The following is an 18,995-nucleotide window of genomic DNA, read 5'->3' as shown; positions in this document are numbered from 1 at the left end:
CTGGTCGGCCGCTCAAAGCTGCTTCATCAGCACGAGCGACTTGCGCTGCCAGTTGTAGAGCCGGCGCCGGTCTTCGGGCAGGTCGTCGACCGTGGCCTTGACGAAGCCGCGCTTGAGGAACCAGTGCTCGGTGCGCGTAGTGAGCACGAAAATGCGCGTGAGGCCACGCGCCCGCGCGCGCTGCTCGATGCGCTTCAACAGGCGCTCGCCGTCGCCCGTGCCTTGCGCCTCGGGGGCGACCGTCAGGCACGCCATTTCGCCGATGCGCTCCTGCGAATACGGATACAGCGCCGCGCAGCCGAACAGCACGCCATCGTGCTCGATTACCGAGAAATGGTCGATGTCGCGCTCGATCTGGTGACGGCCGCGCCGTACCAGCGTGCCGTCCGCTTCGAGCGGCTCGATCAGCGAGAGAATGCCGCCGACGTCATCCGGCGTCGCTTCGCGCAGGCTTTCGAGGTTCTCGTACGAGATCATCGTGCCGACGCCGTCGTGCAGGAACAGTTCGAGCAGCAGGCTGCCGTCGAGCGCGTACGGGATGATGTGCGCGCGCGGCACGCCGCCGCGGCAGGCGCGGATCGAATGCTTGAGGTAGAAACCCGCGTCGCCGGTGACTTCGCCGCTTTCGTGCAGCTTGTAGGCGTCGTCGAGCGAGAGTTCGTGGATCAGTTCGGGGCTTTCCTCGCCGGCGCCCATGAGGCCCGGCGTTTCGGTCAGGAAGACGATCTTGTCGGCGCGCAGCGCGATCGCGGCGGCCGAGGCCACGTCTTCCATCGACAGATTGAATGCCTCGCCCGTTGGCGAGAAACCGAGCGGCGAGAGCAGCACGAGCTTGCGGCTCGCGAGCGAGTGGCGGATCGAATCCGCGTCGATCTTGCGCACGAGGCCCGTGTGCTGGAAGTCGACGCCGTCGAGAATGCCGACCGGCCGCGCCGTCACGAAGTTGCCCGACACCACGCTGATGTGCGCGTGCGCCATCGGCGTATTCGGCAAGCCTTGGCTGATCGCGGCCTCGATGTCGAGGCGCACTTCGCCGGCCGCTTCCTTCGCGGATTCGAGCGCATGCGCGTCGGTGATGCGCATGCCGTGCGAAAACTCGGACTCGACGCCGTGCAGACTCATCTGCTCTTCGACCTGCGGACGCGAACCGTGCACGAGCACGATCTGGATGCCCATTGCCTGCAACAGCGCGATGTCGGACACGAGCGCATTCAGGAGTCCCTGATGCACCACTTCGCCGCCGAAACCGACAACGAACGTCTTGTTGCGGAACGCGTGGATATAAGGCGCGACGGAACGCATCCAGTCGACGAATTGCGCGTGCTGGGCGAGGGTTTCCGGCGAGTCGGCGGGGGCCGGACCGTTCGCGGGCGCGGGGACGAGGTCGGTTTGGGAATTCATGCCGGGGATTATAATGCGCCCCCATGTCAAATGTACCCAAAAGCCCCGCTGCGGCGAACGAGAATCCGGCGCCGTCCGCCGCTCAGACGAACCCCGGCGACGCGCCGCGCGCGCCTGCGCGGGAAACGCAGTCCGATGCATCGCAGGCGGCGCGCGAATTGCGTCGAGGGGGCGAGGCGCAGCGATCGTCTGCGTCGCTTTCCGAGCAGTTGTCCGGGCTGAAAGGCAGTTTGTCGGCGGCGCGCGAAATGCGCCGCGACGAGGGCGGTGGCGAGGTGAAACAGGGCGATGAGGGGAAGCGGGGGAAGGTTGCGCCGGCTGCCGCTGCTGTTCCGGCTGCGGGCGCCGAGCGGGATCGGCGCGGCGGGGCGCGTGAGTCCCGGCACGGCCATGCGCCGGTGCCGAGCGGTGAGTCGCGTCGCGCGTCGGATATGTCTGCGCAGAAATTGTCGTCTTCGGTGGGCGCTGCCGAAAGCGGCGGCGGACGCGATGAGGGGCGCGGCGACGGGCGGCGGGAGTCGCATCGGCCGCATGCAGAAGGTGAAGCGCGCGGAACAGGTGGGACGGGCGGACATCGCGCGACCGGTGAGGCGCGTGAGCAGCGTGAGCCACGTGAACCGCGCGGGCAACGCCAGGGCGGCGACATGCGTGAGCCGGGGCGGTCACGTGAAGCCGGCGGTGCGACCGACCCTCGTGGGGCCGATGAAGCACGTGAGTCACGTGAAATACGTGGAACGCAGGGGCAGCGCCCTGGCGATTTGCGCGAGCCGGATCGGTCGCGTGAAGCCAGCGGTACAAACGGACTTCGCACGGGCGACTCACGCGAACCTCGCGCTCCGCGTGAAGCACGCGAGGCCAGCGGTACAAACGGACCTCGCACAGGTGACCCACGCGAACCCCGCGCTCCGCGCCCTTCACGCGTCGTCGAGCCGAACCCGATTCCGCCGATCACGTTCCCCGAAGCGCTGCCGGTCTCCGGCCGTCGCGACGAAATCGCGCGGGCCATTGCACAGAATCAGGTTGTGATCGTCTCGGGCGAAACCGGCTCGGGCAAGACCACGCAGCTGCCGAAAATCTGCCTCGCGCTCGGCCGCGGCCTCGGCGCGGGCGGCACGGGTCTGATCGGCCATACGCAGCCGCGCCGGATCGCCGCGTCGGCGACGGGCCGCCGCATCGCCGAAGAACTCGGCACGCCGTTCGGCGAAGTGGTCGGCTACAAGGTGCGCTTCAACGACAACCTCGCGCCGGGCGCGTCGGTCAAGCTGATGACCGACGGTATCCTGCTCGCCGAAACGCAGACCGATCCGCTGCTCAAGGCGTACGACACGCTGATTATCGACGAGGCGCACGAGCGCAGCCTGAACATCGATTTCCTGCTCGGCTACCTGAAGGAAATTCTCGCGAAGCGCCCCGACCTGAAGCTGATCGTGACCTCGGCGACGATCGACGCCGACCGCTTCGCGCGCCATTTCGGCAGCGAGGACCGACCCGCGCCCGTGATCGAGGTGAGCGGGCGTCTCTATCCGGTCGAGGTGCGCTACCGGCCGATCGTCGAGGACAGCCCGGCGGTGAAGGCGGCGCAGGGTACGGCGTCATCGTCTGGACAGTCCGGGCCGTCCGGGCGCGAGCGGCCGAAAACCCAGCGCGAGACCGACCGCGATCTGATGGAAGCGATCGTCGACGCCGTTGACGAACTGTGCCGCGAAGGCCCCGGCGATGTGCTCGTCTTCCTGCCCGGCGAGCGCGAGATTCGCGACGCGGCCGAGGCATTGCGCAAGCATCATCCGCCGCATACGGAAATTCTGCCGCTGTTCGCGCGGCTGTCGGCGGCCGAGCAGGAGCGAGTGTTCCGCACCTCGAACGCGCGCCGCATCGTGCTCGCGACCAACGTCGCCGAAACCTCGCTGACGGTGCCGGGCATCCGCTACGTGGTCGACACCGGGCTCGCGCGCGTGAAGCGCTACTCGTATCGCAACAAGGTCGAGCAGTTGCAGGTCGAGTCGATTTCGCAGGCCGCTGCGAACCAGCGCGCCGGGCGTTGCGGCCGCGTGGCCGACGGCATCTGCATTCGCCTGTATGAGGAAAGCGACTTCCAGGGCCGCGCGCGCTTCACCGATCCGGAAATTCTGCGCTCGTCGCTCGCCTCGGTGATTCTGCGCATGAAGTCGCTGCATCTGACGGCGATCGAAACCTTCCCGTTTATCGAGCCGCCGCCGGGCCGCGCGATTTCCGACGGCTACCAGCTGCTCAACGAACTCGGCGCCGTCGACGACGACAACCGCCTCACGCCGCTCGGCCGCGAACTCGCGCGCCTGCCGCTCGATCCGCGCGTCGGCCGCATGATTCTGGCTGCGCGCGACCAGCAGGCGCTGAAGGAAGTGCTCATCATCGCGAGCGCGTTGTCCGTGCAGGACCCGCGCGACCGCCCGATCGAGGCGCAGGAGCAGGCCGACCAGGCGCATCGCCGCTTTGCCGACGAGCGTTCCGAGTTTCTGCAATGGCTGAAAATCTGGAACTGGTTCGAGGAAGCGATCGCGCACAAGAAGTCGAACCGGCAGTTGCAGGACGAGTGCCGCAAGAACTTTCTGTCGCAGTTGCGCTTGCGCGAATGGCGCGACGTTCACTCGCAATTGCTGACTGTGGTGCGCGAGCACGGCTGGCGCCTGAACGACGCCGAAGCGACCTTCGAGCAGATCCATCTCGCGCTCTTGACCGGCCTGCTCGGCAATATCGGTCTCAAGGCCGACGACGAGCCGTACTATCTCGGCGCGCGCAGCATCAAGTTCTACCTGTGGCCCGGTTCGGCGCTCGTGAAGAAGGCCGGCAAGTGGGTGATGGCCGCCGAGCTCGTCGAGACGAGCCGCCTGTACGCGCGCTGTATCGCGAAGATCGAGCCCGAGTGGGTCGAGAAGGTCGGCGCGCACCTGCTCAGGAAATCGCTCTCCGAGCCGCACTGGGAAAAGCGCGCGGCGCAGGTGTCCGCGTTCGAGCGCGCGATGCTGTACGGGCTGCCGATCTATCACCGGCGGCGCGTGAGCTTCGGCAAGCAGGACCCGGCGCGCGCGCGCGAGCTGTTTATTCGCGGCGCGCTCGTCGAAGGCGAGTTCGAGACGAAGCTCGCGTTCTTCGCGCACAACCGCAAGCTGCTCGCCGACATCGAACAGCTCGAACACAAGTCGCGCCGCCAGGACGTGCTGGTCGACGACGAGCTGATTTTCGCGTTCTACGATCAGGCGCTGCCGGACGGCATTTACACCGGCGCGTCGTTCGAGCGCTGGTATCGCGACGAGGTCAAACAGAGCGGCCAGCCGGAGGGCAAGCTGCGCCTGCTGTACCTGTCGCGCGACGATCTGATGCGGCACGAAGCGGCCGGCGTCACGACCGACCTGTTCCCGAAGCGGCTGACGATGGCCGGCATCGAGATGGCGCTCACCTATCACTTCGAGCCGGGCACGCCGCGCGACGGCGTGACGCTCGCGGTGCCGCTCTTTGCGCTGAATCAGGTCGACGCGCGCCGCTGCGAATGGCTCGTGCCGGGCATGCTCAAGGAGAAAGCGCAACTGTTGCTGAAGTCGTTGCCGCAGAAGCTGCGGCGCCATTGCGTGCCGCTGCCCGAATACGCGGCCGGTTTCGCCGACCGGCACGGCGCGCAGCGTTTCGGCGCGGGCGGTCTGCTCGAAGCGCTGATCGCCGACGTGCGCGAGCAGACCCAGGTCGCGATGAAGCAGTCCGACTTCAAACTCGAGACGCTGCCCGCGCATCTGTTCATGAACTTCAAGGTCGTCGACGAGCACGGGCGGCAGCTCGCGATGGGCCGCAATCTCTCGCAACTGCGCGCCGAACTCGGCGGCCAGGCGCAGCAGCATTTCCAGAAGCTCGTGTCGAGCGCGGCGGGCGCGGCGTTGGCCGATGCCGGCGGCGGCGGTGTGGCACCGCCCGCGCAAGCCGTCGATTCGAACGCGGGCGGCTCACCGCGCGACAAGGGGGCGGCCGCGGTTCCGCAGACCGCGCCGCAGGAGAGTGCGGCGGGCACGGCGCTGTATGAAAAACTGACGACGTGGAATTTCGGCAAGCTCCCCGAACTGCTGGAAATTCGCCGTGGCGGTCAGACGCTGTTCGGCTATCCGGCGCTCGTCGATCGCGGCACGCATTGCGACGTCGAGGTGTTCGATTCGCCTGAAGAAGCAGCACGGATTCATCGCGCGGGATTGCGCCGGCTGTTCGCGCTGCAACTGAAGGAGCCGATCAAGTACCTGGAGAAAAACCTGCCGGGGCTGCGCGAGATGGCGATGCAGTTCATGCCGCGCGGCACGCAGGAGGAATTGCGCGATCAACTGATCGACACCGCGCTCGACCGCGCTTGCCTGCAAGACCCGCTGCCTGACGACGACGCGAGTTTCCACACGCGCCGCGACGAAGGCCGCAGCCGCCTCACGCTGCTCGCGCAGGAAATCTCGCGGCTCGTCGGGCAGATTCTCGGCGAATACACGAGCTTGACGAAGAAGCTGCTGCAAGCGAAGCCGTTCGCGGCCGCCTATGCCGATTTGCAGAGCCAGCTCGATGCGCTGGTTGGCAAGCGTTTTGTGGTCGATACGCCGTATGCGCAGCTTGCGCATTTCCCGCGCTACCTGAAGGGGATGGCGCTGCGCATCGACAAGCTGCGCGCGGACCAGACACGCGACGCCCGGCAATTCGCCGAATTCCAGCCGCTGCTGCAGCACTACCAGCGCGCGGTGTCGCAGCGCGGCGGTGTGCTGGACCCGCGTCTCGCCGAATTCCGCTGGCTGCTCGAGGAGTTGCGGATCTCGCTGTTTGCACAGGAGCTGCGCACGCCGATGCCGGTTTCGGTCAAGCGCCTGTACAAGGTCTGGGAGTCGATGCAGCGGTGAGGGCAGGGCGTGGCGCATGTGGCGGCATGCCGGGCGCTGTCTGGGAGCGTCGCGCGCGATTCACGCTGTGCGAGTGAATTGCCGCGCGCAACGGCCAGCGCGTGACGCTTGTGGGAGCGATGTCACGCGCTGGCCGTGCCGTCATTGCGTGCCTGGGTGCCGCTATGACCACTCGCTGTCTGCGCGGCTGTGATAACCGGGGCGGTCGATTATCCCGACGCACCCCGCTCGAAGCCCTAAGCCATTCCTGCTACCAGTGCATCCCCGCACCGATCGAGGCACCGAGTTGGCCACGCGAGTCCGCGCTGCCCTGGACCTTGTAGACCCATTTGCCGGTATTCGATAGCTGCGACACACCGATCGCCACCGCCGACTGCCCGCCGTAAGTGCCGCCCGCCACGGCAACCATGCCGCGTCCCGGCAAGACCGCTTGTGGCAAGCCGGCCATCGCGAGGGCGGTTGCCGTGCCGCCGTATCCGTCGCGGCGTGCCGAGCGGATCTGGTCGTCGGTGTAATGGTTGGCCTGGCTGACCGCGCCGCCCATGCCTTGCTGCAGTTGATTGACGTTGACCGCGTCGGTGCCTTGCACGCCGGCCGCGACGTTGGCGATCGTACGCTCCTGGCCTGCGGCGCCGACCGACACTGTGTTCGCCCGATCCGCAACCGAGCCTTGGCCAAGCGCCACCGAGTTGTCGGCGCTCGCGTTCGCGGCCGCGCCAAGCGCGGTGGCCTGGTTGCCGCCGGCGACGGCGTTTGCGCCGATGGCGGTTGCGTTCGCCGCGGTGGCCTGCGCGTTGGCGCCGACCGCGACCGCGTGCGTGCCCGACGCCACCGCGGCTTCGCTATTGCGGTCGCCGTCCGCGCTGAAAAGCGGGTTGGCCGAGTCGGCCACCGCGTTGCTGATCGCACCGCTGAGCGCCGAGTTCAACTGACCGAGGTTGACCGCGTCGGACGCCAGCACGCCGTCGGCGACGTTGTGAATCACGGTGCCGCTTGCCGGGTCGCCGCCGAGCGTGACGCTGTTGCGGTTGGCGCTGCCGTCGGCGTTCGTGTCGTACATGACTGCTCCGTCGAGCTTCGCGGCCGTCGCCGCGCTCTGGTCGCTCACCGCCTTCAACTGGGCGACGTTGACCGCGTCGGTGTCGGCGGTACCGGCGGCCACGTTCGTGATCTGGCGCTCGTTGCCCGCGGAGCCGACCGACACCGCGCCCGCGCGATCCGCAATCGACCCCTGGCCGAGCGCGACGGAGTTCGGGGCCAGCGCACTCGCGTTATAGCCGAGCGACACCGCATTGGTGGCCGTTGCGCTGGCACCGTAACCGAGGGCGATCGCACCGGCGCCGTTCGCGACGGAATACGCACCGAGCGCGGTTGCGTCGGCACCGAAGGCCGACGAGGACGCACCGACCGCGGTCGCGTTCGTCGCGCTGGCCGCGGCTTGCGCGCCGAGCGCCGTCGTGGCGGTGCCATTCGCACTGGCGCTCGCGCCGAAGGCTGCCGCGTCGGCGCCCGTTGCGTTCGCGTTGCTGCCGGCCGCCAGCGCGTGCGTGCCGTCGGCGACGGCGTCGTCGGAGCCGTCCGCGGGATCGTCGGCCTTGAAGTAATGCTGGCTGCTGCTTTGTGCCAGCGCATCGACCTTGCCGTCGACCGCGCTCAACTGGCTGACGTTGACGGCGTCCGTGGGCGCCGCGCCTGCCGCGACATTCGTCAGGCGGCGCTCGTTGCCGGCCGAGCCGAGCGAGACTTCGCCGGTTGCGACGGGCGCCGCAATCGCTGTCGCGCCGGTTCCCGCCGGCGCATAGGCGCTTTGGGACAGGTCCGCGGTGGTGCTCGAATTTGCGCCCAGTGCGACGCTGTTGTCGGCGCTTGCGTTCGCGTTGTAACCGAGCGCAATGGCATTGCTGCCCGAGGCCACGGAGCCCGGGCCGATCGCGCTCGCATTGCCGCCGCTTGCCTGTGCGGCCGCGCCGAGTGCGACGCCGCTCACACCGCTGACGGCGGCATGAGCGCCGATCGCAATGCTGGAGTCCGCGCTGGCCGAGGCGAGGAGTCCGGCTGCGAACGCGTTGTCGCCGTTCGCCGTTGCCGCGTATCCGAGCGCGGTGGAGCCGAAGCCCGCTGCGTTGGCAAAGGCGCCGAATGCGGAGGTGGCGTCGCCCGCCGCCGTCGCGGCCGAACCGGCCGCGATCGAATCGATACCGAGCGCGGTGGCGTTGATGCCCACGGCGGTGGAACGGTCCGCCTCAGCGCTTGCGTTCATGCCGACGGCGCTGGAACTGTCGCCTTGCGCGACGCTGCCCTGGCCCAGGGCAAAACTGGCCTGGCCTTGCGCATTGGCGGACAAGCCGAGCGCCGTCGCGCCGTTGCTCTGCGCGCTGGCCTGCCGTCCGACCGCGACTGCGGCGTCGCCGTTCGCACTGGCCGCGTCGCCGATGGCGACCGCGAAATTGCCCGTGGCGCTGGCGGTGTCGGATTGAACCGTATTGATGGCGGCCGCCGCGTCTGCGGCGTAGAGCGCCGCCGCGGCCACTGCGATACCGGCTGCGCCCTGCAGGGCCCGCGCGGTGGTTTTTCTGCGCGTCGACGGACGGTTTCCGGTGAAGGGGGCGGCCTGCGGATCGGTCTCCAAAGCGGCTTCCAAAGCGGCCGGCGCCGGGTGCGACGGGGTACGGCAAATCACTACCAGGTTTTTACTCGTCAATGCAACCTCTACGTTATGGTTTGGCGCGCGGCACGCGAATCAATCGGGCGCGACCGGTCCGCTCGGTCCGTTCGGCCCGTTTGATGGCTCCGGTCAATCCCGACAACAGGCAAGGCGGAAGCGCACGGTGCCTGACAAGGTGCTTCAGGCCCGTCCGTCCGCGCTTGCGTCCGGGTGTGCCCGAGCCCCCGCGTCACGCGCCTGGGTTGATGGGGTAAGCGTCTGGAAGAGCACCGGCGCGAACGCCGGTGCCCGTGCGCTGAGAAGAAGTGTCCGGTCTCGCAGGGGCGCCTGGATATCAGAGGATTCCGAAATGCACGCAAGCCGTCGCGACGCATCGCGCCCTTCATTTTCACGGCGTCTCGTGGCGACCTGAGTCAACCGCTCGGCCCGGCAAACGTTCTACAATGACGGTTGTTCTCCGAAGCGAGTTTTCATGCGTAATTTTTTTCTTCCCGGCTTGACAGCAACGTTTGCCGCGGGCGCGGCGCTGGTCGCCGCAGCAGGCTTTTTTTCTCCGGCGGCCCACGCCAATAACGTGATCGTGCTCAATTCCGGCGAAGCCACGCTGAGCCTGATCGACGAGAACAGCCACCAGGTCGTCGGCACCGTGCCGACCGGCAAGGAACCGCACCACCTGATGGTCACGCCGGACAATTCTTCGCTGATCGTCGCCAATTCGGTGTCGAACAACCTGATGTTCGTCGATCCGAAGTCGGGCCAGGTGCAGCGCTGGGTCGAAAACATCGAAGACCCGTATCAGATCGGCTTTTCGCCCGACCACAAGTGGCTCGTCACGACCGGCCTGCGGCTCGACCGCCTCGACATCTATCACTACGACAGCCAGAAGAACCAGATGACGCTGGCGTCGCGCCTGCCGCTCGCGGTCATGCCGAGCCACATGGCGTTCACGAACGACAGCAGGACGGTGTTCGTCACGCTGCAGGTCTCGGGCGAGCTCGCTGCGATCGACCTGGCCACGCAAACCGTGAAATGGAAGATGAAGGTCGGCAAGGTGCCGGCGGGCCTGTGGATGACGCCGGGCGAGAAATACCTGCTCGTCGGCATGACCGGCGAGGACTACGTGGCGGTGGTCGACTGGCGCAACCAGAAGGTCGTGAAGACGATCCACACGGGCAAGGGCGCGCACAACTTCCGCTCGCTCGACGACGGCCGGCACGTTGCGGTGTCGAACCGCGTCGCCAGCACGATCAGCATCATCGACGAAGACACGCTCACCAATGTCGGCGACATCACCGGTCTGATGCCGGGGCCGGACGACATGGAACTTTCGGCCGACAAACGCTATCTGTGGGTTACGTTCCGCTTTGCGAAGCACGTCGGCATCATCGACCTGAACACGCGCAAGCTGATCCAGACCATCGCGGTCGGCCGCTCGCCGCACGGCATCTACTTCTTCAATCGCGCGCCGGTCACCGCGCCGAATGGAGCCTGAGGGAGCCCGCGCGGCGGCGTGACCGGATGCGGCAACCTCACGAAGCAACCAGGCCAGCACCATGTTCCATCTGATTTTCTCTTCGCTCGACAGCTTCGTCTCGGCCGTGCAAACCTGGCTGTACGTCGACGTGGTGCAGCCGCTGCTGTACCGCTTCGACCTGATGGACTACGACGAAGACACGTACGACAGCCTGTACTGGGTCATCGTCGGCGTGTTCGAGGTGCTGGCGATGTACGCGCTCCTGAGGCCGCTCGAGGCGCTGCGCCCGGTCGAGCGGTGGGACAACCGCAAGGCGGTGCGCGTCGACGTGCTCTACACGTGGATCGCCAAGCTCGGCATTCTCAACCTGTTCTTTTTCTTCGCGCTGCAGCCGTTCTTCGACAACGTGCAGGGCTGGCTGCGCATGCGCGGCATCGCGAACGTCAATTTCGACAATCTGTGGCCCGGCGTGACCACGCAGCCGCTCGTCACGTTCGTGATGTATCTGCTCGTGCTCGACTTCGCCGGCTACTGGTATCACCGCTGGCAGCACCGCATCGGCGTGTGGTGGGAGCTGCACGCGGTGCATCACAGCCAGCGGCAGATGTCGCTGTGGGCCGACGACCGCAACCATCTGCTCGACGACCTGCTGCAGGCCTCGTTCTTCGCGGTGATCGCGCTCGTGATCGGCGTGCCGCCGTCGCAGTTCGTCGTGCTCGTCGCGATCACGAATCTCGCACAGAGCGTGCAGCACGCGAACATCCGCCTGTATTTCGGCTGGCTCGGCGAGCGGCTGCTGGTCAGCCCGACGTTTCATCGCCGCCATCATGCGATCGGCTACGGTCACGAAGGGCTCCAGTACGGCTGCAACTTCGGCGTGCTGTTTCCGTGGTGGGACATGCTGTTCGGCAGCGCCTCGTGGAACCGCGAGATGGAGCCGACCGGCATCCGCGACCAGCTCGAAGGCCGCCGTTACGGCGAGGGTTTCTGGGCGCAGCACTGGCTTGCCTTCGTGCGCATTGCACGGCGGCTCGCGCCGAAGCGCCGCGCGCCCGGCAACGACGCCGCCGCGGTTTGAGTCCGCCCGCGTTGGACCGCCGGCGCGGCCCGATCCGCCTGAACCCACCCGACGCCTGTCCGGGCACACTTACTCGCACCGCCGGCTTCTCCCGGCGGTGCGTCCTGCTGGTTTATCCTGTCCACGTTCGCGCGCACGCGCCGGCTTCCCGGTATGTCGGGCCGGCGCCGGCGCGATTTCTCTTTCACCGTTTCGTTCGCAGGCACCGGCTCGCATGAATGATCTGTTGCGCTCGTTCGGGCGCGCGCTCGCCAGCGCGTTCCATCCGCGCATGCTCTGGCTGACCTTCAAACCGTTCATCGTCGCGACGGTCAGTTGGGGCGTGGCCCTGTGGTTTTTCTGGCAGACGCTCACGGGCGCGACCCGCTCGTGGCTCGACGACTGGTCTTTCACCGCGACGCTTTACCATCTGTTCGACTGGCTCGGCTTTTCGACCCTGCATGCGGTGATCGCACCGTTCATCGTGATCGCGGTGGCGATTCCGCTGATCGTCGTCACGGTGCTGCTGCTGATCGCGATGCTGTCGATGCCGGCCGCGATCCGCTTTCTCGCGGACCGCCAGTTCGCCGGGCTTGAAATGCGGCGCGGCGGAACGTGGTACGGTAGCCTCGGCCAGGCGTTGTGGGCCACGCTCGTGTGTCTCGTGCTGCTGATCGTCACGCTGCCGCTGTGGCTCGTGCCGCCGTTCTTCGCGCTGATTCCGCCGCTCCTGTGGGGCTGGCTGACTTATCGTGTCATGAGCTACGACGCGCTGGCCCTGCACGCGACACCTGAGGAGCGGCGCGAACTCGTGCGGCGCCATCGGCTGCCGCTGCTGCTGATCGGCGTCGCGAGCGGTCTGCTCGGCTCGCTGCCGACGCTGCTGTGGGCGTCGTCGGTCTGGCTGATCGTGCTGTTCCCGGTGATCACCGCGGTGACGATCTGGATTTACGCGTTCATCCTCGTGTTCTCGGCGCTGTGGTTCGGCTACTACTGCCTGCGCGCGCTGCAGCGCATGCGGGCGGAAGAGCATGGCGGCGTGCGCCGGAGCGCGCCGGTTCCCTATTGATCCAACAAGAAGAGGCCGCAATGGCATTTGGCGTCATCATCATTGGCGATGAAATCCTCTCGGGCAGGCGTGTCGACAAGCATCTGCCGAAGGTCATCGAATTGCTCGGCGCGCGCGGGCTGTCGCTCGGCTGGGCTGAGTACGTCGGCGACGACCCCGAGCGCATCACGGCGACGCTGCGGCGCACGTTCGACTCGGGCGACATCGTTTTCTCGACCGGCGGCATCGGCGCGACGCCTGACGATCACACGCGCCAATGCGCGGCGGCCGCGCTCGGCGTGCCGCTCGAGCTGCATCCGGATGCAGCGCGGCTGATCCAGGAGCGCATCCGCGACATGTATCCGGCGAACTCGCCGGCGCCGCTCGATCTGAACACGCCCGAAAACCGGCATCGCCTGAACATGGGCACGTTTGCGCAGGGCGCCGAGATCATTCCGAACGGCTACAACAAGATTCCGGGCTTTTCGATCCGCCAGCATTATTTCGTGCCGGGCTTTCCGGTGATGGCCTGGCCGATGATCGAATGGGTGCTCGATACGCAGTACGCACACCTGCATCACGCCATGCCGCATGCGGAGAAGTCGCTGCTCGTGTTCGAGTTGCCGGAGTCGCGCCTCACGCCGCTGATGGAGAAAATCGAAGGCGATTTTCCGGGCGTGCGCGTGTTCAGCCTGCCGAGCGTCGGCGACGCGGAGCGCGGCGGCGTCTATGCACGGCATCATATCGATCTCGGCGTGAAGGGCGAGCCGGAAGCGGTGGCCGCGGCGTTCGTGAAGCTGCGCGAAGGCGTGCATCTGCTCGGCGGCGATATCGTCGAGCCCGAGGTGGCGGCCGCGACGGCGAAGCCGGGCAAGTGACCGGCGGGCGAGTAGTGGGCTGAGGGTGGGCCGAATCGCGGCGGCTGAACTCTCCGCCATCACTCGCGCTGCGGCTGCGATGTGATGGCGAGCAGTTCAACCCGTGCCCCGGGGCATTCGACAAGACGCATATCGGGCCGCTCGCGAATCATTGGCCTGTCACATTGAACCTCGACCATGTGCAGGCTCGGCGCGCGGCTTCCCGCGGCGCCCGGGACTTCAGGCGGCGAGCGGCCGGCCGCCCTCGCGCCGTGTCAGGCCACGGGTTCACCGCAGCCGAAGCGCGGCCCGTCAGCTTCCAGAGCGCGGGCCTTCAGGCGCCGATCCACGGCAACCCGCGAAAACACCAGCCCGACACCGTCTTCCGATGCCCCTGGCCGTCCTTGTCGCCTTCGAAACCTTCCAGCAGGTCGTACGCCTTGGTGAAGCCGGCCTGGGTCGCGGCGATCGCGGCGAGCTTCGAGCGCGCGGCGCTGCGGCACAGGAACAGCACCGGCGTATCGGGCGATGCCACCTGCGCGAGTTGCTGCATGAATTCCTGATTGGGCACCGCGCCCGGATAACGCGTCCATTCGACATGCGCGTATTGCCCATCGCCGATAACCGGCCGGCCGACCCAGTCGAGTTCGGCACGCGTGCGCACGTCGACGAGACGCGTGCGCGGATCGAGTTGCAGCAACTCGAACGCCTCGGCGGGCGATACCGCGCCCGCGTAAGGCAGTTGATTCCCGGTGCGGCGGGCGTCCGCCTGCGCGTACAGCTGTTCGAGCGTGCTCATGAGCGTCAATCTCCTTCGGACCAAATGATCATTCTAGCGCGCGGTGCATACCGCGCAGGTGTGCGGGGCGCCGGCGGCGCGCAACGGCGCACTCAACCGCCGAAGCATCATGAATGCGCAAAAATGGTGCATTTTTATTCAAATGCACCAAAATGAAGATATGAGTCGTTGCCAAACCGGTGAATGCACGTAACTGGTGCATTCAAATCCCGCCGGATGGCGCGGCGGCCCGGCGCGGGCTGTGTCCGCCGCCGGCAAACGCAGATGCAGCAAGGCTGTGCGCCAGATCGGACGGCCTGGTTCGCAAACATGGCACAGAAGATGCTTTATTGGTGCCGATCGATTCGCCCCGCAGATTTTTCGGGTTTTCACCGTGTCCGAGCCTCTTTCGGGTGGACGCGCCGGGGTGGGTCAGCTAGATTGGGCGGCGGCTGAATCCGCCGAATTCGTTAATCAGGAGATAGGTTATGAGTAAATCCGTGGCCGACGTCATGCAACTCGTCAAGGACGAGGACGTCAAGTTTGTCGACTTCCGTTTCACCGACACGCGCGGCAAGGAACAACACGTTTCGGTGCCGGTGTCGGCATTCGAAGAAGACAAGTTCGAAAGCGGCCATGCGTTTGACGGTTCGTCGATTGCCGGCTGGAAGGGCATCGAGGCATCGGACATGCTGTTGATCCCGGACGCGAACACGGCCTTCATCGACCCGTTCTTCGAAGAATCGACCCTCGTGCTGACCTGCGACGTCGTCGAACCGGCCGACGGCAAGGGCTACGAGCGCGACCCGCGCTCGCTCGCGAAGCGCGCCGAAGCGTACCTGAAGAGCTCGGGCCTCGGCGACACGGCCTTCTTCGGTCCGGAACCGGAATTCTTCATTTTCGACTCGGTCCAGTGGAACACGGATCAGTCGGGCTGCTTCGTCAAGATCGGTTCGGAAGAAGCACCGTGGTCGTCGGCGAAGGAATTCGAAGGCGGCAACACCGGCCACCGTCCGGGCACGAAGGGCGGCTACTTCCCGGTCGCGCCGGTCGACACGTTCCAGGACATCCGCTCGGAAATGTGCCTGCTGCTCGAACAGATCGGCATTCCGGTCGAAGTGCATCACCACGAAGTGGCGGGCCAGGGCCAGAACGAAATCGGCACCAAGTTCTCGACGCTCGTGCAGCGCGCCGACTGGCTGCAGCAGATGAAGTACATCATCCACAACGTCGCGCACACGTACGGCAAGACGGCGACGTTCATGCCGAAGCCGATCGTCGGCGATAACGGTTCGGGCATGCACGTTCACCAGTCGATCTGGAAGGACGGCCAGAATCTGTTCGCGGGCAACGGCTATGCCGGCCTGTCGGAATTCGCGCTGTTCTACATCGGCGGCATCATCAAGCACGCTCGCGCGCTGAACGCGATCACGAACCCGGGTACGAACTCGTACAAGCGTCTCGTGCCGCACTTCGAAGCGCCGGTCAAGCTTGCTTACTCGGCTCGCAACCGTTCGGCATCGATCCGTATTCCGCACGTGTCGAACCCGAAGGGCCGCCGCATCGAAACGCGCTTCCCGGACCCGCTGGCGAATCCGTACCTGTGCTTCTCCGCGCTGATGATGGCGGGTCTCGACGGCGTGCAGAACAAGATTCACCCGGGCGAAGCCGCCGACAAGAACCTGTACGACCTGCCGCCGGAAGAGGATGCCAAGATCCCGACCGTGTGCGCCGGCCTCGACCAGGCGCTCGACGCGCTCGACGCGGACCGCGAGTTCCTGACGCGCGGCGGCGTGTTCACGGATTCGATGCTCGACGCGTACATCGAACTGAAGACGGGCGAGCTGCAACGCTATCGTCAGTCGGTGCATCCGATCGAATTCGAAATGTACTACTCGCTGTAAGCGGTCATGGCGCTTCGCCCGTCACCCGGCGAAGCGCTTTGCCCGACGCTCGCGATCGGTCACGAAGGGACGGCGGCGCCGTCCCTTTTTCGTTAGGGCGCGGGCGGAACAAAGGCGGGCAGCCCCGCAAGGGCAAGCCGAAGCCATCCCCCGACCTCCCACGCTCTCCTACCGGCCGGACTGCAAGATGGTTCTCAAGAATCTGATCAAGGCAAGGAAAGGACACGAACAGACGCTGTCGGACGATCCGCAGCTCGTGAGTTCCGGATTGCTGCCGGGCTTCGAGGCGCTGCCGACCGTCGTGCTGGTGCTCGACAAGCGCACGCTGCGCGTCGCGTTCGCGAATCCGTCGGCGGAGTCGATGCTCGAAATGTCGCGCCGGCAACTGACGCAGATGGCGTGGCCCGACATCTTCTCGAACGCGGACGAACTGGTCGCGACGATCACCGCGATCGCCGCGCACCGTTTTCACGCGACGCATCTCGATGCCGTGCTCGAACGACCGGGCCACGAGCCGCTGCACGTGCATGCGATCGTCGGCTTTCTGGAAAGCGCGCAGGACTACGTGCTGCTCGAACTGTTCGAGAACGAGCGGCATCTGCGCACCGACCGCGAGGAGCGCATCAACGACCTCACGGCCGTCAACAAGCAACTGATCCGCAATCTCGCGCACGAGATCAAGAATCCGCTCGGCGGCATCCGCGGCGCCGCGCAACTGCTCGAATTCGAACTCGGCGAGCGGCAGCGCGACGAATTGCGCGAGTACACCCAGGTCATCATCAAGGAGTCGGACCGGCTGCAGACGCTCGTCGACCGCTTGCTGGAGCCGCACCGGCATCCGCATATCGTCGGCGACGTGAACATTCACGAGGTGTGCGAGCGCGTGCGCCAGGTGATTCTCGCGGAGTTTCCGCGCGGCCTCACGATCGCGCGCGATTACGACGTCAGCGTGCCGGATTTGCGCGGCGACAAGGAGCAGTTGATCCAGGCGCTGCTGAACATCGTGCGCAACGCGGCCGAGGCATTGCGCGAGCGCATCTCGCAGGGCGATGCGCGCATCGAGCTGCGCACGCGCATCGCGCGCAAGGTCACGATCTCGAAGCGCCTGTGCAAACTGGCACTGGACTTGCATATCGTCGACAACGGCCCCGGCATTCCCGAAGAGATTCGCGACCGCATTTTCTATCCGCTCGTGTCGGGGCGCGAGGACGGCAGCGGTCTCGGTCTCACGCTCGCGCAGACCTTCGTGCAGCAGCACGACGGCCTGATCGAAGTGGATAGCCGGCCGGGCCATACCGAGTTTCAGATTCTGCTGCCGCTCGACTGCTGATGCAGATACTCCATGCATTTCAAGACTTCTGACCGACCTATATGAAGCCGATCTGGATAGTAGACGACGATCAATCGATTCGCTGGGTGCTCGAAAAAGCGCTCGCCCGCGAAAACTTCGCGACGCGCAGTTTCGCGAACGTGCGCGAAGCGTCGGCCGCGCTCGATCACGACAGCCCGCAGGTGCTGGTCTCCGACATCCGCATGCCGGGCGGCTCGGGGCTCGAATTGCTGCAAACCGTGCGCGACAAGGTGCCGGGCTTGCCCGTCATCATCATGACCGCGTTCTCGGACCTCGATAGCGCGGTCGCCGCATTTCAGGGCGGCGCGTTCGAATATCTCGCCAAGCCGTTCGACATCGACAAGGCGGTCGAGCTGATTCGCCGCGCGGTCGACGAAAGCATGCGCGGCGAGCAGACGTGGGACGAGCGCGTCGCCGAAGCGCCCGAGATGCTCGGCCAGGCGCCCGCGATGCAGGACATGTTTCGCGCGATCGGCCGTCTGTCGCATTCGGCGGCGACCGTGCTCATTACTGGCGAATCGGGCACCGGGAAGGAACTGGTTGCGCGCGCGTTGCACCGGCATAGCCCACGCGCGAACGGTCCCTTCATCGCGCTGAATACGGCGGCGATTCCGAAGGATCTGCTGGAGTCCGAACTGTTCGGCCACGAGCGCGGCGCGTTCACGGGCGCGCAGGCGATGCGCCAGGGGCGCTTCGAGCAGGCCGAGAACGGCACGCTGTTTCTCGACGAAATCGGCGACATGCCGTTCGATCTGCAGACGCGTTTGTTGCGCGTGCTGTCGGACGGGCAGTTCTATCGCGTGGGCGGCCATAATCCGCTGCGCTCGAATGTGCGCGTGATCGCGGCGACGCATCAGAACCTCGAAGCGCGCGTGCGTCAGGGGCTGTTTCGCGAGGACCTGTACCATCGGCTCAATGTGATTCGTTTGCGCTTGCCGGCCTTGCGCGAACGCAGCGAGGACATTCCGCTGCTCACGCGGCACTTCCTGCAGAAGAGCGCGCGCGATCTCGGCGTCGAGCCGAAGCGGGTCTCGGATGAAGCGCTCGCGTATCTTGCGTCGCTGCCGTTTCCGGGCAACGTGCGGCAACTCGAAAATCTCGCGAACTGGCTCACGGTGATGGCGCCCGCGCAGACGATCGAGATCAAGGATCTGCCGCCCGATCTTGGTCCCGTGCAGGTTGCGGCAGGCGATGCCGCCGGCGCGAGCGCGGCCGCTGCGACGGATGGTGCTGCTGTTGCGTCAGGTGCCGGATTCGCGGGCGGGGCGCCGCTCGCTGGTGCGAACCCCAGTGCCGTGCATCCGCTCGGCGCGGCGGGTGTGGCGGTGGCGGCTGCGTTGAGCGCGTGGGAAGGCGGCTTGCGTACCGAAGTCGCGCGCATGCTGCGCGAAAACGCGGCGGACGTGATGGACGAACTCGCGCGCCGCTTCGAAGCCGCGGTGATTCGCGAGGCGCTCGACTTCACGCGCGGCCGCAAGGTCGAGGCGGCCGAGCGTTTGGGGATCGGCCGCAATACGATTACGCGCAAGATTCAGGAGTTGAATCTCGAGCCTTGAGCGCGCGTCGAGTGC

General features: G+C 66.3%; 11 protein-coding genes. 8 read left to right on the top strand and 3 right to left on the bottom strand.

The window, feature by feature from the left end:
• Positions 1 to 12: 12 nt before the first annotated feature.
• Positions 13 to 1,401 (bottom strand): amino-acid N-acetyltransferase, encoded by a 1,389-nt coding sequence (argA, locus tag F3J19_RS16805; RefSeq protein ID WP_167043299.1) that lies wholly within the window; start codon positions 1,399 to 1,401, stop codon positions 13 to 15.
• A gap of 23 nt (positions 1,402 to 1,424) precedes the next feature.
• Here argA and hrpA point away from each other — a divergent pair, with 23 nt between their 5' ends.
• Entirely contained in the window at positions 1,425 to 6,290 is a 4,866-nt protein-coding gene (gene hrpA / locus F3J19_RS16800) for an ATP-dependent RNA helicase HrpA (RefSeq protein ID WP_167043297.1), read from the top strand.
• Positions 6,291 to 6,540: 250 nt separating this feature from the next.
• Here the strand turns inward: hrpA and F3J19_RS16795 are convergent, their stop codons facing one another.
• The gene (locus F3J19_RS16795) at positions 6,541 to 8,919 is read right to left on the bottom strand and encodes a YadA family autotransporter adhesin (protein WP_240159009.1); all 2,379 of its coding nucleotides are present in this window, start codon (positions 8,917 to 8,919) and stop codon (positions 6,541 to 6,543) included.
• Between the two features lie 508 nt (positions 8,920 to 9,427).
• Between F3J19_RS16795 and F3J19_RS16790 the strand changes: the two genes are divergently transcribed.
• The 4 genes from F3J19_RS16790 to F3J19_RS16775 all read left to right on the top strand — a co-directional run bounded on the left by F3J19_RS16790 (position 9,428) and on the right by F3J19_RS16775 (position 13,412).
• Positions 9,428 to 10,447 carry a beta-propeller fold lactonase family protein gene (locus tag F3J19_RS16790; RefSeq protein ID WP_167043293.1) on the top strand — a complete coding sequence of 340 codons (1,020 nt, stop codon included), beginning with the start codon at positions 9,428 to 9,430 and terminating at the stop codon, positions 10,445 to 10,447.
• Positions 10,448 to 10,508: 61 nt separating this feature from the next.
• A complete protein-coding gene (locus tag F3J19_RS16785; RefSeq protein ID WP_167043291.1) occupies positions 10,509 to 11,507 on the top strand; it encodes a sterol desaturase family protein in 999 nt (332 codons plus the stop codon).
• Positions 11,508 to 11,721: 214 nt separating this feature from the next.
• Positions 11,722 to 12,555 carry an EI24 domain-containing protein gene (locus F3J19_RS16780; protein ID WP_167043289.1) on the top strand — a complete coding sequence of 278 codons (834 nt, stop codon included), beginning with the start codon at positions 11,722 to 11,724 and terminating at the stop codon, positions 12,553 to 12,555.
• A 20-nt stretch (positions 12,556 to 12,575) separates the two neighbouring features.
• Positions 12,576 to 13,412 (top strand): molybdopterin-binding protein, encoded by an 837-nt coding sequence (locus F3J19_RS16775; RefSeq protein ID WP_167043287.1) that lies wholly within the window; start codon positions 12,576 to 12,578, stop codon positions 13,410 to 13,412.
• Positions 13,413 to 13,725: 313 nt separating this feature from the next.
• On the opposite strand, the gene F3J19_RS16770 is transcribed toward F3J19_RS16775, so the two are convergent.
• Complete coding sequence (locus F3J19_RS16770) at positions 13,726 to 14,190, bottom strand: rhodanese-like domain-containing protein (protein WP_167043286.1); 465 nt, start codon at positions 14,188 to 14,190, stop codon at positions 13,726 to 13,728.
• A 467-nt stretch (positions 14,191 to 14,657) separates the two neighbouring features.
• Between F3J19_RS16770 and glnA the strand changes: the two genes are divergently transcribed.
• From glnA to ntrC, 3 genes are all read left to right on the top strand, one after another.
• Positions 14,658 to 16,073, top strand: coding sequence for a type I glutamate--ammonia ligase (glnA, locus tag F3J19_RS16765; RefSeq protein WP_167043284.1), 1,416 nt, complete (start codon positions 14,658 to 14,660; stop codon positions 16,071 to 16,073).
• Positions 16,074 to 16,260: 187 nt separating this feature from the next.
• Positions 16,261 to 17,403, top strand: a complete 1,143-nt coding sequence (gene glnL / locus F3J19_RS16760) for a nitrogen regulation protein NR(II) (protein ID WP_167043282.1) — start codon at positions 16,261 to 16,263, stop codon at positions 17,401 to 17,403.
• Positions 17,404 to 17,444: 41 nt separating this feature from the next.
• A complete protein-coding gene (gene ntrC / locus F3J19_RS16755) occupies positions 17,445 to 18,980 on the top strand; it encodes a nitrogen regulation protein NR(I) (RefSeq protein WP_167043280.1) in 1,536 nt (511 codons plus the stop codon).
• Positions 18,981 to 18,995: the final 15 nt, after the last annotated feature.

The sequence above is a fragment of the Burkholderia sp. Ax-1724 genome, from assembly GCF_011752995.1.
Classification (GTDB): domain Bacteria; phylum Pseudomonadota; class Gammaproteobacteria; order Burkholderiales; family Burkholderiaceae; genus Paraburkholderia.
The sequence above is the reverse complement of the archived record's forward strand: the minus strand, read 5'-3'. Positions and strand labels throughout refer to the sequence as shown.